Consider the following 13,069-nt stretch of genomic DNA (forward strand, 5'->3'; position numbering starts at 1 on the left):
GGACCGTTTTTTTGATATGCATACGGAAATAAAAGAAAAGCCTTGTTCATTTGAACAAGGCTTTTAATGGGGTGGGAGATGGGATTCGAACCCACGATCTTCGGGACCACAATCCGACGCTTTAACCAGCTAAGCTACACCCACCATATATGCGTCCCTCTGCGGGACTTTTGGCGCGCCTTACTGGATTCGAACCAGTGGCTTACTGCTTAGAAGGCAGTTACTCTATCCAGCTGAGTTAAAGGCGCTTTTGGAGCGGGTGATGGGAATCGAACCCACGTAACCAGCTTGGAAGGCTGGAATTCTACCATTGAACTACACCCGCATGGTGTTTGTCGATTTCGTTTATCTCGTCAACCGACTTATATATTATAGCACAGTACGGCGAATTTGTCAAGCTTATTTTTCAATGTTTTTATGCCGAATTCCGTATCTAAAATTCGGATTTTGCAAAACAAAAGAAAGTAAATGAGAAGAGCTACACTAAGCATGCCGAAAAACAAGGTTTTGCTTTTCCGTCTTGCTGATTTGCTATTTAAATGGAAATGTGCTATAATAAAAATGATAGCATCAATATATAGAAAGAGGTATTCGCTATGGGAATGGAAAAAGCTCCTGCCAAGATCGATATGCTGCACGGGTCACTTTGGGACAAGCTGCCTCGCTTTGCACTTCCGGTTGCAGCCACGGCGATTCTGGAACAGCTGTTTAATGCATCGGATATTGCAATTGTAGGCAATTTTTCAAACGGGGATAAAACTGTTGCCGTTGCGGCGGTAGGGGCAAACAGTCCGCTGATCGGGCTGATCCTGAACTTGTTTATTGGCATTGCACTGGGTGCCAACGTCGTAATTGCCAATGCTATCGGCAGAAAGGACATGCAGTCCGTCAAGAAAGCCGTACATACCGCCTTAATTGTAGCGGTGCTCAGCGGCATTGTGGTAACAGTTATCGGGGAACTGGCGGCAGGAAAAGTCATGGGACTGCTTCACGTGCCGGATGATGTTTTTCCAGAGGCGTTGCTGTATCTGCGGATTTATCTGTTGGGGCTGCCGGTTATTTTTCTCTACAATTTTGAAGCGGCAGTGTTTCGGAGCATCGGCGATACGAAGATTCCATTGCAGGCTCTGTTGATTTCCGGCATTTTGAACGTGATTCTGAACCTGTTCTTTGTCATCGTGCTGCACATGACCGTCAACGGCGTGGCAATTGCCACAGTAATTGCCAACGGTGTCAGCTCTTTGATTTTGCTTTGGAAACTGCTGCATACTGACAAATGCGTTCGTGTGTCACGGAGCGACTTGTGCATTGACCGGCAGAGTTTGTTTCGCATTGTGCAAATCGGACTTCCGGCGGGAATTCAGAGTGCTGTCTTTGCAATGGCAAACATTGTGATACAGTCTGCTATCAACAGTCTGGGAACTACGGTGATCGCGGCTTCCAGTGCGGCGTTCAATCTGGAGATACTGGCGTACTACGTGCTGAATTCGTTCAGTCAGGCGTGCACGACGTTTGTGGGACAAAACTACGGGGCAGGCAATATGCGGCGTTGCCGAAAGGTGCTGGGGCTGTGTCTGGCGGAAGATGCCATTGCATCTGCGGCGGCAATCGGGCTGATTTTGATTTCCGGTAAGTTCCTGCTGTCGATTTTCAATCACGATCCGGAAGTAATTCAGATCGGGTATGTCCGTCTGGTCACCATTTTTTCCGCCTACGTGTTCAGCATGCTGTATGAAGTGATGTCCGGCTATCTCCGTGGATTTGGCATTTCGCTGGTGCCGGCAATTTTGACAACGATCGGTGTTTGCGGAATCCGGTTCGCGTGGATCTATATCGTGTTCCAGAAAAGCCAGACATTCCAGACGATCATGCTGGTTTATCCGGTCAGCCTCGCAGCAACCGCAGTGCTGATCGGCGTTGCTCTGCTGGTCTATCGTCCGTCACGGCGGCTGGAAAAGAAAGCTGTATAAATTTTCATAAGGCAACACCACACAAAGAGCGTCTGGCGACTTTGCACGCCATCTGCTTGCAAATTTCCCTTCAGAGCCTGTTTCGTATCTTCCCACACGCATCTGTCGCACAATCTTTGTGCGGTATTGCCATAAAACAGAAAAGAAACATACTTTTACCCGAAAGGAGAAACGATCATGGAAAAATTCGTACCATTTGAAAAACTAAGCAAGAAGAAACAGAAAGCACTGAACGACCAGAAACGCGGCGATTGGGGAAATGTCAACCCTGCCACACAGGTTTTGCCGGACAAGAAGAAATATTCCAGAAAACAGAAACACAAGGGGAGTGAACTCGATGATTAAAATAGAAGGCACTTATAACACAGCGATCGTCTATGCAGATACCATAGAAGCGGGTGCCGAGGGGCAGATTCAGAAGCTGGTATCACAGGAATTCACCAAGGGCAGCCGGATTCGCATTATGCCTGATGTACACGCTGGCAAGGGCTGTACCATTGGAACGACCATGACCATTACGGATAAGATCGTGCCGAATCTGGTGGGTGTAGACATTGGCTGCGGCATAGAAACGGTGGAACTGAAAGCCAAGAGAATCAACCTGCCGGAACTGGACAGTTTCATTCACAAGAATATTCCCTGCGGCTTTGAGATTCGCAGTGCCGCACACAAATATATCGCCAATACCAGACTGGAAGAACTGTACTGTAAAGAAGCAGTTTCCATGCCCCGTGCGGAATGCAGTCTGGGGACACTGGGCGGCGGCAACCACTTTATTGAAGTGGACAAGGCAGAGGACGGCACACTGTATCTGGTAGTGCATTCCGGCAGCCGAAATGCCGGCTTACAGGTGGCAAAGTACTATCAGGACAAGGCGTATGCTCTGCTGAAAGAAAACGGGGAAATTCCCTATGAATTGGCATACTGTGAGGGAGAACTGCTGGAGCAGTATCTTCACGATATGCAGATCATGCAGGAATTCGCCGACTGGAACCGTCGGGCAATTACGGATACCATTCTGAAAGGCTGCAAGCTGAAAGAACAAGGGCGGTTCACGACGATTCACAACTATATCGATATAGAAAACCGGATTCTTCGGAAAGGGGCGGTTTCTGCACAGGCAGAGGAGTTGCTGCTGATTCCGATCAATATGCGGGACGGTTCGCTGATTTGCAGAGGAAAGGGCAATGCCGAGTGGAATTGTTCTGCTCCTCACGGAGCCGGCAGACTGATGAGCCGGAGCGATGCCAAGAATTCTTTTACCGTGCATGCCTATCGGAAGGAAATGGAGGGCATTTATTCCTCGACTGTCAGTGCAGAAACGCTGGACGAATGCCCTATGGCATACAAAAGCAAGGAAGCCATTCTGGAACAAATCACGCCGACCGCAGAAGTGGTGCGGGAAATCCAGCCGGTCTATAACTTTAAGGCGGAGTGATTGAATATGTATGGCATGGTTTTAGGTGGTGCGTGGCTGCTTTCGGTATCGGAAACGGCAATTGAAGTATTGCATCACCCCTCTGAAACTTTTGAGTTTGATTCTGTTGTGAAGCTGGTGCAGCAATACGGAAACGCCAGTCAACAGAAGCTGGCGGAACAGTATGCCTGCACGCCGAACGACACGCTGAAACGGCAGCTGATTGCGGTCTACCAGGACACGTGGTGCAAAGTGCGTGCGTGGGGTGTGTTTCAGGAGGCAGTGACTTTTCGAATTGCCTCTGTAACATACCAGTGGTATCCGGCGATCACAGCATTTCTGCGTGCCAACCCGCGATTTCGGGAATCGAAAATTACGGTGGAACCGGAGCAGGCATGGGAGAAAAGAGCATATATTGATGCAGTGCCATATGATGTGATTTTGAATCCGGCGAATCGGGAGCGTTTTCAAAAAGCATTGACATCTGGAACTGACTTCAGATAGAATGTTTGCGTGAGGTGATGATTTTATGCCATTGTTCGCAGTATGGAATCGTAAAGGCAATACCGCACAAAGATTGTGCGACAGATGCGTCGTCAAATTTTTCGTCAGATGAAACAAAAAGCGGAGTGAATACTTGATGTATTCACGAGCATTTTTGTGAAATATGACGGGAAATTTGCAAGCAGATGGCGTGCAAAGTCGCCAGACGCTCTTTGTGCGGTATTGCCTTCAATCTGACTGAATCGATCAAGAACTGGAGAATTATGATGTTGATAAGAAAACTTCAAAAATCAGATATTGCGAGAGTTGCTGATATATGGCTGGATACCAATTTGAAAGCACATGATTTTATTTCCGCCAACTACTGGAAAGACCATTTTGGATTCGTGAAAGGCATGTTGTCGCAGACAGAGGTTTACGTATATGAAAGCAATCGAAAAATACAAGGCTTTATCGGAATAAACGGAGAACACATCGAGGGTGTTTTTGTTTTCAGCGAAATGCAGTCGCAGGGGATAGGCAAAGCACTGTTGAAGGCTTTAAAAGATAGAAAAGCCAGATTATCTTTAAATGTATATCAGAAAAATACGCGAGCAATCTGTTTTTATCAAAGAGAAGGCTTTAAAATCTTATGCGAAGGATTAGATGAAGATACTGGGGAAAAAGATTATGAAATGATATGGAAACGAAAATGGGAGGTATCGCTATGAAACGATCGGATTTTCCTGATACCAATGATGAAGAATATAAGCGTTCTCGTTTTTTGCCCTGTGCGTTGCGGTTTCTCTATATCGATGATGACACGCTGCGTCGATTACAGTCGCTGGAGCTTACCAGTTATGAGGGATTTCCTTTGCATCTGGATCGCTGTACTGTGCATGGCGATAGAGCGAAACAGGTTTATTGGATCAATGTTCGTCTGGAAGATTGGGAACAAGATCAAAAATTTCGCAATGCACTGGCAGAAGAATATGGAAGAATGGTAGTGCCGCACATTCGAAATCCTCAGATTCGGGAGTATGTGCTTGTCATGAACGAGAAACCGGTGTATATCTTTTTGCAATACAGCGGCTGGGCAGACGGGTGTTCCGTGAATATCCTGAAAGTGATCTCGGATCATGCTGCTAAAAATGAAATCGAGTATCTGAAGCAAGTCATTTCGAAGTGTGCAATGCTGCAATTTTCCGGCGGACCGGAGTATTGGTATCGGGATGATCATGCAGTTTTCACATCAAACCAGAAATGAATGGACTTGCAAAGATTTTTTCAAAAAAGCTTGACATATAGATAGAATTATGCTATAATGAAAACATCATCATTTGCGGAAGGAGTGTCATATCATGCAGACGAAAGGAACAAAGCAGATTTGCGAAAACCGGCAGGCACGGCATGAATATTTCATTCTGGAACGCTATGAAGCAGGAATTTCTTTGCAGGGGAACGAGGTCAAGTCTATCCGGCAGGGGCATGTGAATCTGAAAGATGCTTGGTGCGATATTTCTGACGGAGAATTGTTCATCAAAGGCATGCATATCACACCCTATGAGAAAGACGGACTGTTCCGGACAGACCCTATGCGGGTGCGAAAATTACTGATGCATCGTCAGGAGATCAACCGCATGTTCGGCAAGGTGAAGCAGGACGGTCTGACATTGGTGCCGCTTTCGCTGTATTTTAAGGATTCCCGCGTGAAAGTACAGGTGGGACTCTGTAAGGGCAAAAAACTGTATGATAAGCGGCAGACGGCTGCAAAACAAGATGCCCAGCGGCAAATTCGCCGTGCAGTAAAGGAACACAACCAGTAAAGATTGGCAGAATGGGGGCGTAACGGTTTCGACGGGGACGATGAAGCATGATAAGCGAGCAGAGATTGTCGCATCTCTTTAAACAGCGGCACGTTTAAAATTAAACGCTAAAAAGAACTTTTCTGTAAGCTTTAACAAGAGCCTGCAGGTAGCTGCCTAAGTCAGCTACTGTCGCCCGTAGGAGTACCACGGCCTACGCTGCGGCATCATTGCAGTGGTGAACGTTCCGGCGGCCTGTTCACACCGCAGGATCGGATTTGAACTACCTTTTTTAGCAGCCTGTTTACCGGCGGTTTTGAAAGGGAATCAATGTAGATAAACTACGCTCGTAGAAAGTTGTGTGGATTTGTTTTCGGACACGAGTTCAATTCTCGTCGCCTCCACCATACTTGCACCTCTATTTTGATACAATTTAGAGGTGCTTTTTTATGCCCAAAAGCCAGCGAAACAGCGTGGATTTCAAAAAGTAATCGTTCTTTGGAACCGTGTTCAAAAGCAGAAAAACCGGCTCGGATTTCTCTCTGAACCGGTTTTCTGTTTGCGTAAACGTTTTTTTGTGGGCAAAAATGCACCCAAATTTTTTTGAAATGCACCCGTTTTCAAGACAAAGAGAAACCGGCGTACCTGCGATGATATTCGCAAGATACGCCGGTTTGTTTTAACCTTGGATTTCTGTTCCGTCTAAGAATTGAAAAATCATTTTCCCATCATGGAACACCGTCACTTTTTCTATTGTTGCTTGCCATAGCTCCTCATCAAAGCTGTCCAGCACTTGCGGAACAGCAGAAATGGTTTCCAGGAAGTGATGTAACGTATCCATCCTGTTGATGCGTGCTGCTCTCTCTTGCTGCAGCTTGGTGAACTGCTGTTGTAACTTCTCATATTGCTGCACCAATGCATGATACTTTTGGTCGTACTCCTCCTGATCTTGTTCGGTTTCAGCATTTTGTGCGATATGTTTTTTTGTCACGGCAGCTACCGCATTCATCTCCCGACTGGCTTTTTCAATTCGCAGGTCGAGTAGTGTCGTATTGGAAAGATCATCGATGAGCATTTGGCAAGTTTCTAAAACCAAATCCCTCTGCTGAAAGAAACTCGCAAATGCAGTTAGAAATCGCATTTTGATTTCATCCTCGTACAAATGCGGAGTCGTACAATTTTGAGAAAATTTCTGATTGCATTGCCAAATGACACGCCGATATTTACTGTTGGAGTGCCAGACCTTTGCCCCAAAGAAGCCGCCACAGTCACCACAGATGATTTTTGCAGAGAAAATATCATTTCCGCTGAATTTACGTCCCAGCTGTTTGCGTTTCGCCATTTCTGCTTGTACCAGTTCAAATTCCTCTGGGGAGATAATGGCAGGATGGCTCTCCTCAATGTAATATTGGGGAACTTCACCCTCATTTACTTTGGTCTTTTTCGTGAGAAAATCCACAGTAAATTTCTTTTGCAGCAGAGCAGAACCTTTGTATTTTTCGTTGGTCAGGATACTCCCAATCGTTCGTATATGCCACTGTTCCTTTCCGGCAGGCGTTGGAATACCACGGTCGGTCAGATTTTTTGCAATTGCATAGTAGGATTTTCCCTCTAAAAACTGCTTGTAGATCTGTCGAACAATCTCTGCCTCATCCGGCACAATTTCCGGCAAGCCATCTGCTCCTTTCCGGTATCCCAGAAATCGTTTGTACGGCAGACTAACCTTTCCATCGGCAAATCGCTTTCGATGTCCCCATGTCACATTCTCCGAAATAGAACGGCTTTCCTCCTGTGCCAAACTGGACATGATGGTGATTAGCAGTTCTCCCTTGGAATCCAATGTGTAGATATTCTCTTTTTCAAAGTAAACTTCTACATTCTTTTCTTTCAATTTTCGTACAGTCGTCAGGGAATCCACCGTGTTTCTTGCAAATCGACTAACGCTTTTGGTGATGATCAGATCGATTTTTCCATCCAAAGCATCTGCAATCATTTGATTGAACCCATCTCGGTGAGCCATGCTGGTAGCACTGATGCCCTCGTCCGTGTAGACCTTGACAAACTCCCAGTCCTCACGTTTTTGAATGTATTTTGTGTAATAATCCACTTGTGCCGCATATGAGGTGAGTTGCTCCTCGAAATCTGTGGAAACACGTGCATAGCCGGCAACCTTTCGTTTCACTTTCTGCGTTTTGGGCAGGTGCGTTTGTGGATTGATGGTTGGCGGAATCATGGTAACTTTTCGTTCCATTTTCGGCTCCTTTCTCTTGCTGCCTGTTTCATCTCCTCTGTCCAGCTTTCTGATCTTGAGGGATATTCCCAGTGGCGGGTTTCTGATGTTCCATCATGAAAGAAAAACTGCACCTCAAATGGTTTCGGAATCACAATATGATGAATATTATCCCGAAATACGACCTCGTCGAATTCTGTTAGTTTCAGTATGTCGCAAATTAAAGAATACAGGATGGATTCCGGAATTTGCTTTGAACCGGGGCAGTATTTTTTTCCTCTCCGCAAAAATGTAGCACATAACCAGATGATTCCCTGTGGGAGTTGTTTTCGTTGATAGTTCTTTCCACATAATCCACAGGTAATGAGACCACTAAGCGGATAACGATTTGTAGATCCATCATGGGTATATTGTTCATGCCGCTGATCCAATATGGTTTGTACTTTGATAAAGGTGTCAAAATCGACAATCGGTTCGTGGGCTTGCTCTACATAGTATCTCGCCAATTCGCCTTGATTTTTCGTTTTTATCTTTTCGATATGGTTATTGCGATAGTACTTTTGAAGTAACAAGTTTCCAATATACTTTTCATTGGTCAGAATCTCACGAATTCTCGGATGTGTCCATAGATTTCCTTGACGGGTAGGAATACCCATCTCGTTGATCTTATTTGCAATTCGCTGTTGACCCATACCAGAGATGTAATCAGAAAAAATCATACGGACAAGCTCCGCCTCTTTCGGTTCGATCTCCAAGATCCCATCCGCATTTCGGCGGTAGCCCAGAATCGTAATGCTGCCGATTTTGCCGTTGGAAAAATCCTTTCGTATCTGCCATTTCCGGCTTTCACTGCTAGAGAAACTTTCCTCCTGTGCGTAGGATGCCAAAATCGTGAGCATCAGTTCGCCATCGGAACTCAAGGAGTGAATGTTCTGCTCCTCAAAATAAACATCAACCCCCAGCAATTTCAATTCTCGCACCGTTTCCAATAGTGTGATGGTGTTTCTTGCAAAACGGGAAACTGATTTTGTAAGAATCAAATCAATCTCGCCATTTCGGCAGCGTTCCAACAACTTTTGAAATTGTTCTCTGGAATCTTTTGTACCAGTGATTGCCTCGTCTGCATAAACACCACAGTATTTCCATCCGGGGTGCTGCTGGATCATACGGCTGTAATAACTAACCTGTGCCGACAGAGAATGGAGCATCGCATCCTTTCCGCTGGACACTCTGGCATAAGCTGCAACATTCTGCATCCTCGGAAATTTTTCCGGAAATACGACTTGTTCAACAACACGTTCCATAAATACGCCTCCTTTGTCCCTCTATCATCGCTCTTATCCGGCAAAAAATCAAGCGATTTCCCGATAAATACTCTTGTCTGGAATGTTGCACCGTTCAGCGATTTTTCGCTCACATTTTCGATATTCGGACTCCGAAATCGTACCATTTTTCCAAAGCTGACGGAATAGAGAAACTGCAATTCGATAGGCAGCAATTTGCTGCAGCTTACTGGTCGTCATGTTGATTCCTTTCTCGATAACAGGCAATCGTACAATATTTTCTGTGTTGGCTGGGATAGGCTTTAAAAGTAGAGCCGCATTTCACACAAGTATAATCCAGCATTCCGGCAGCAAAGTTCTGTTTTCGCCACCAAGCAGATCGACAGCGACCGGAACAGAATTTTTTCTTCCTTTTATGGGGCAGCTGTATCAAAGGTTTTCCGCAATTCGGACAGCCATCCTGTTTTTTTCTTCGGAGATAAGATTTGATTGTATTGGGAGAGATACCGAGGGCTTCTGCAATTTTAGCAGTCTTTTCTCCAGCAGCAAGCATTTGTGAAATGATTTCTTTTTGACTTTGTGTCATAGAAAATACCTCATTCTAAGTTTCTATGGAGAAAAAACTGCAATTTGAGTACAAATAATTCAATCTATAAGTATCGTGCCCCTAAAGTTTCACCTAATTTTCACATTCCTATCACTGTTTTTTTTTTTTTTTTGTGGTACTATTCAATTAAAGAGAAGAAAATAACGAATTTTTAGCATTATTAACTAAAAGAAGGTGATGTGGGGTGGAACATGAAAATCTATTCAATTTGATTTGGGGAATTATAAAAGCGGTTGTATGGTTTGTTTTTAGGTTAGCTTTGCTTGTACCAATGCTTATACTCACATTTTTTATGGCAGCAATTGGTTCTAGTAAATATACAATGAGTCAAGCAATATCAACTTGTATTTGTCACCCATTTACTGCGTTTATTGATGCAATTAAGCAAATAAATGCGGAAATTAAGATTTATAAAAGCAATAAATATTAAAAATTGCTTTTTTAAATATCATTCAAGCAAGTCAGGGTTAAACAAGTGCTTGATTTGGAAAGGAGGGAAGACTATGAAATTTTACGAGGAAATCGAAGTTGCAAACGCAACCACAGAAACATCTTGTGAAAATGTTTGCGATTGCACGTCATATCAGGTATATCAATAAACACACATTTTATTTTTAGTTAAAAGCAACGCTTTACTAATTTTAGATTATCTACCCTAAACTGTTTCACAGTAGACTTGTTGGTAAAATAATTTTATTAAGGTGTTCTTGCTAAAGAGGTGAAAATAAATGCTGTTTTATGAGGATATTGATGCAACAAATTCTATGCTTTGTTCTTGCGATGACGATTGCGACGGTTCAAATCTTGGATGTCAGGGTTGCGATAACTGAGACGAATTTTTAAATCTGATCGGTCTTGCTATGTTAAATGTTGATGCTTTTGCATCTTAATTTATCTAAGCAAGACTGATTTTTATATAGAGGTGATTTATTTGAAACAATATAAAAAGTCTGCATATAATATATTTGTACCATTTAAAAATGATGAAACCATCGTTTTTAATGGACTTACAGGTGCTATTGGAAAATTTGATGCTGCTACAATGAAACATTATGAAATGAACACGCTTTCAGATGAAGAAATTGATGTTCTTGTTAAAAAAGGCATACTTATTCCTATAGATTACAACGAAATAGAAAAAATAAATTCTGACAGAAAAATTGGCATCAATAATGAAAAGACTAAGCACTTTAGAATTTGGACAACCTCTGGTTGCAATGCTCAATGCTATTATTGTTTTGAAAATGGTGTGAAGAATATCACTATGTCAACTAATACGGCGAGTGCATTAGTTGGATTTATAGAAAAACTATTGGAATGTGGCGACAGACTTGAAATAGAGTGGTTTGGTGGTGAGCCATTGTTAAATACAAAAATCATAGATTTCATATCTGAGCATCTAATAAAGATTTGTACAGAGAAAAAATGCACATATCAAAGTGCTATGATTAGCAATGGAAGTCTTATATCAAGAGATATAGTTGAGAAAATGAAGTCAAAATGGAAACTGTCTGCTATACAAATCACTCTTGATGGATATGATGAGTATTATGACAAGGCAAAGCGATATTTTAATCCAAAGCTTTATAATTTTTGGAACGTAATTTCAAATATAAAATTACTTGCTGAAAATGATATATTTGTTTCTATAAGAATGAATTATGATACTAGTAATTTCATAAGTTTGAAAAAGCTCATCGAATTCTTACATAGTGAACTCAGTGGGTACGAAAAAGTAGGATATTATATTTATCCATTATGGGATGCACTTAATGAAGATGATCCTAATGCATTTCGTACCAAAACGCTAGCTGATAATAATCTTATAAAATTATTCGATATGCTAGTTAATTACAATATGAATACCATTATTAATGTTGCGAGACTAAAATATCGTAAGCATCAGTGTAAATCCTGTAATAAATATAGTTATGCAATTCTAGCTGATGGTAAAATAGTAAAGTGCTGTGAAACATTCAAGCAGATATTAGGTGACGTGTGGAATGGAATATCCGATAGAGAACATTATGATTTTTGGACTAGTAATGAATTGGATGATAAATGTAAAACGTGCGTATATCTGCCAATTTGCCAAGGTGGATGTAAGTCGTCTCATTTCACTAAGATGCCACAATGTTTTGCTTATAAGCCAATCATAAACGATATACTTAGATGGTATGTTTCTAAACTAGATTCCGAACTCGCTAGAAAACAATAGCCAATTGGCTTCAAAATCATATCATTTAAAATTATCCCAAGAAACATAACCGGTCACATACTGTCCCACCGGTGCTTTTCCGCAGAACTCCGGCTTTGTGGTGATTCGATAACGACCGTTCTTGCAGGCAATGCCGTCATAGAGATAGTAAGTGCCGCTGATTCTTCTGGTTACAGATGTAGTTTCTGCACTGGCGAACAGTGGCGTGTTGGCACGAATGGTAACCTTCTGTCCCTTGGTGAACTGGCTGCCATTGGTGTAGATCACATTTCCGTTGGCATCAAATACAGAATATCCGACCTTGCAGGCTTTCTTCGCATTCTCCAAAGAAGAGTACGCACCCAGCTGCGACTTCGCATCTGCCCAAGACTTTCTCACACGGTAAAGCTGCTTTGTAGAAAGTGCAGAAATAGTGGAAGTTCCAGCATTCAAATAAGACTGTACCTTTGCTTTAAAAATCGCCCAATGAGGCAAAATGTATGCCGGACACATCTTGTACCGATTGTACATGGTGTTCAATTGGTCAATCGTTCCGTTTCGTCCGTCACGAACATTCAGCCAGTGGGTATGCGTGTAGAGATGATTGATGTCCAGTCCATACTGTTTCAGAAGGGCTGCTGCCAATTTCGCTGCATTGTCCTCCGACTTTTTATCAACAGAATTGTATGCAGAGGACATAATACACTCAATGGCGATGGTTCTTCTGTTGCCGTTCCCAGAACCATCAGCGGCGTGCCAGCCGCTCAGACTGTGGGGCAGATTCTGCCATGCACATACATTATCCACATAGTAATGGACACGCACATCCTTCATGTTGTTATTGACGGTTGCCCTTGTGTACTGTTCCGCAGGGGTCGTGCCGCTTGCTACTGTGATCCAGTCTGTGTTGTGAACAGTCACACCAATGATTTTCCCCGCCATGGAAACAGAGGGCATATCAATGTGGTTGGGATTGTGTTTGGTGAGTAAATACTCGTTGATTTTTACTCCGTTCAGAGTCGTTGTTGCATCTGGTCTTAAAATCGCCATATTACTTATCCTCCTTGTCGGTCGTTT

At 43.1% G+C, this 13,069-nt stretch carries 14 protein-coding genes, 3 tRNA genes and 1 other RNA gene; 10 read left to right on the top strand and 8 right to left on the bottom strand.

The features are described from left to right. Positions 1-67 precede the first annotated feature (67 nt). The 3 genes from DXB92_RS10730 to DXB92_RS10740 all read right to left on the bottom strand — a co-directional run bounded on the left by DXB92_RS10730 (position 68) and on the right by DXB92_RS10740 (position 325). Positions 68-144 (bottom strand) — tRNA-His (locus DXB92_RS10730). Positions 145-171: 27 nt separating this feature from the next. Beyond that, positions 172-248: transfer RNA gene (locus DXB92_RS10735), tRNA-Arg, on the bottom strand. A 3-nt stretch (positions 249-251) separates the two neighbouring features. After that, positions 252-325 (bottom strand) — tRNA-Gly (locus tag DXB92_RS10740). 271 nt (positions 326-596) lie between these two features. Between DXB92_RS10740 and DXB92_RS10745 the strand changes: the two genes are divergently transcribed. The 8 genes from DXB92_RS10745 to ssrA all read left to right on the top strand — a co-directional run bounded on the left by DXB92_RS10745 (position 597) and on the right by ssrA (position 6,082). After that, positions 597-1,970 carry an MATE family efflux transporter gene (locus DXB92_RS10745; RefSeq protein ID WP_207658596.1) on the top strand — a complete coding sequence of 458 codons (1,374 nt, stop codon included), beginning with the start codon at positions 597-599 and terminating at the stop codon, positions 1,968-1,970. Positions 1,971-2,147: 177 nt separating this feature from the next. Then, positions 2,148-2,315: a hypothetical protein gene (locus tag DXB92_RS13760; RefSeq protein WP_021682398.1), complete on the top strand. Its 168-nt coding sequence runs from the start codon at positions 2,148-2,150 to the stop codon at positions 2,313-2,315. After that, positions 2,308-3,408: an RtcB family protein gene (locus tag DXB92_RS10750; RefSeq protein WP_117733836.1), complete on the top strand. Its 1,101-nt coding sequence runs from the start codon at positions 2,308-2,310 to the stop codon at positions 3,406-3,408. Before DXB92_RS13760 ends, DXB92_RS10750 begins: the two co-directional genes overlap by 8 nt. A gap of 6 nt (positions 3,409-3,414) precedes the next feature. After that, positions 3,415-3,891, top strand: a complete 477-nt coding sequence (locus tag DXB92_RS10755; RefSeq protein WP_117733837.1) for a hypothetical protein — start codon at positions 3,415-3,417, stop codon at positions 3,889-3,891. Positions 3,892-4,160: 269 nt separating this feature from the next. Next, complete coding sequence (locus DXB92_RS10760; protein ID WP_117733850.1) at positions 4,161-4,601, top strand: GNAT family N-acetyltransferase; 441 nt, start codon at positions 4,161-4,163, stop codon at positions 4,599-4,601. After that, on the top strand, positions 4,598-5,137 hold the full coding sequence (locus tag DXB92_RS10765) for a hypothetical protein (protein ID WP_117733838.1): 540 nt from the start codon (positions 4,598-4,600) through the stop codon (positions 5,135-5,137). The genes DXB92_RS10760 and DXB92_RS10765 overlap by 4 nt, the downstream gene beginning before the upstream one ends. Before the next feature lie 94 nt (positions 5,138-5,231). Further along, positions 5,232-5,696, top strand: a complete 465-nt coding sequence (smpB, locus tag DXB92_RS10770; RefSeq protein WP_021682393.1) for an SsrA-binding protein SmpB — start codon at positions 5,232-5,234, stop codon at positions 5,694-5,696. Between the two features lie 13 nt (positions 5,697-5,709). Continuing rightward, positions 5,710-6,082, top strand: a transfer-messenger RNA (tmRNA) gene (ssrA, locus tag DXB92_RS10775). Positions 6,083-6,354: 272 nt separating this feature from the next. Here the strand turns inward: ssrA and DXB92_RS10780 are convergent. From DXB92_RS10780 to DXB92_RS10790, 4 genes are read right to left on the bottom strand one after another with little or no spacing between them, the layout of a single operon-like run. Beyond that, positions 6,355-7,926, bottom strand: a complete 1,572-nt coding sequence (locus tag DXB92_RS10780) for a recombinase family protein (RefSeq protein ID WP_117733839.1) — start codon at positions 7,924-7,926, stop codon at positions 6,355-6,357. Continuing rightward, positions 7,905-9,209: a recombinase family protein gene (locus DXB92_RS10785; RefSeq protein ID WP_022428176.1), complete on the bottom strand. Its 1,305-nt coding sequence runs from the start codon at positions 9,207-9,209 to the stop codon at positions 7,905-7,907. Before DXB92_RS10785 ends, DXB92_RS10780 begins: the two co-directional genes overlap by 22 nt. A gap of 48 nt (positions 9,210-9,257) precedes the next feature. Next, complete coding sequence (locus tag DXB92_RS13765) at positions 9,258-9,428, bottom strand: SHOCT domain-containing protein (RefSeq protein WP_022428177.1); 171 nt, start codon at positions 9,426-9,428, stop codon at positions 9,258-9,260. Continuing rightward, positions 9,415-9,774 (bottom strand): LuxR C-terminal-related transcriptional regulator, encoded by a 360-nt coding sequence (locus tag DXB92_RS10790; protein WP_117733840.1) that lies wholly within the window; start codon positions 9,772-9,774, stop codon positions 9,415-9,417. Before DXB92_RS10790 ends, DXB92_RS13765 begins: the two co-directional genes overlap by 14 nt. Before the next feature lie 205 nt (positions 9,775-9,979). On the opposite strand from DXB92_RS10790, the gene DXB92_RS10795 reads away from it, so the two are divergent. Continuing rightward, positions 9,980-10,225, top strand: coding sequence for a hypothetical protein (locus DXB92_RS10795; protein WP_022428179.1), 246 nt, complete (start codon positions 9,980-9,982; stop codon positions 10,223-10,225). 501 nt (positions 10,226-10,726) lie between these two features. Beyond that, a complete protein-coding gene (locus tag DXB92_RS10800; protein WP_117733841.1) occupies positions 10,727-12,013 on the top strand; it encodes a radical SAM protein in 1,287 nt (428 codons plus the stop codon). A 21-nt stretch (positions 12,014-12,034) separates the two neighbouring features. Here the strand turns inward: DXB92_RS10800 and DXB92_RS10805 are convergent, their stop codons facing one another. Next, positions 12,035-13,042 (bottom strand): N-acetylmuramoyl-L-alanine amidase, encoded by a 1,008-nt coding sequence (locus tag DXB92_RS10805; protein WP_117733842.1) that lies wholly within the window; start codon positions 13,040-13,042, stop codon positions 12,035-12,037. Positions 13,043-13,069: the final 27 nt, after the last annotated feature.

The organism is Ruminococcus sp. OM06-36AC, from assembly GCF_003438725.1.
GTDB lineage: Bacteria > Bacillota > Clostridia > Oscillospirales > Ruminococcaceae > Ruminococcus_C > Ruminococcus_C callidus.